General features: G+C 38.5%; 2 protein-coding genes. Both read right to left on the reverse strand.

From position 1 onward, the window contains the following. A partial coding sequence (locus HMPREF1519_RS01990; protein ID WP_037611084.1) for a hypothetical protein occupies nt 1–246 on the reverse strand: 246 nt, incomplete at its 3' end. Between the two features lie 38 nt (nt 247–284). After that, on the reverse strand, nt 285–467 hold the full coding sequence (locus HMPREF1519_RS10645) for a hypothetical protein (RefSeq protein WP_081721214.1): 183 nt from the start codon (nt 465–467) through the stop codon (nt 285–287). Between the last annotated feature and the right edge of the window lie 426 nt (nt 468–893).

Genomic DNA, 893 nt, shown 5'->3' on the forward strand with positions numbered 1-893 from the left:
TGAGTTGCCGTTTAGAGCCGTGTCTGAGAGAAAAATTGGGTTGACCGCTTCTACGAGAGCATCTTCTGGGAAAACGGTGGTAGAAGCAGGGGTAATGACGTGAAAAGCACCGTGCTTTTCGCTATTAAGGATATGACGTTGGTATTTGCCTTCTTTACCAAAGATAAAACGAGGAGCATTTCCTAATTTTTCGTAGTAAGCAGGGCCGATAAAATCTGGTTTCATAACAAGTGTTTCTGGAATCATAGGTTTTTCCTTTCTGAATTTAAGCAAAAGAAAAAGAGTTAAGCTAGTTGCTTCACTCTTGAGTAATAGTGGGTAAATAGTTTACGTTTAAACTGTCGACTATAGAACTGAATATCACCACTAGGATAGCTGTTTCTACGAGCTTCTTGGACTAAATGTTCGAGGTCAATAAGAGCTTGTGCATAGAGTTTAGCTTGTAGTTTAGGCGAGTAGCTAAACATGTTATAGGTGAATTCATAGTTATCATAGAGGCGTTTACATTGTAGTGCGAAAAAAGTTAGTCATAATTTCTCCTTTATTGTAAGCGTAAAAAAGCTACTAAGATATAAAGAAGACTTAGTAGCTTGAGAGTAAGTCTATCTCAAAAGATAGACAGCAGTATAGAAAAGTTGTTTGGTTGGAAAGATTCTTCTTTCCACGGTGGCAACGTTTAGCAAGGTGCATTGCATGAATTACCATCGCTTTCCCGGCCAATCTCTTTAGGTAGTCATTGTCATACCCTAGGGATTCTCTTACGCAATCTTGCGCAACCAGTTCACTTTACTATTCGGCAAAAGTGCTAATCGTCCGAAATGCGTGGAAGCCCACAAAATACTTGTTTTTATCTTCACTTCAACCATAAATGGACTTGACTTTACTTATCAAAA

The organism is Streptococcus sp. SR4, from assembly GCF_000517725.1.
Classification (GTDB): domain Bacteria; phylum Bacillota; class Bacilli; order Lactobacillales; family Streptococcaceae; genus Streptococcus; species Streptococcus salivarius_F.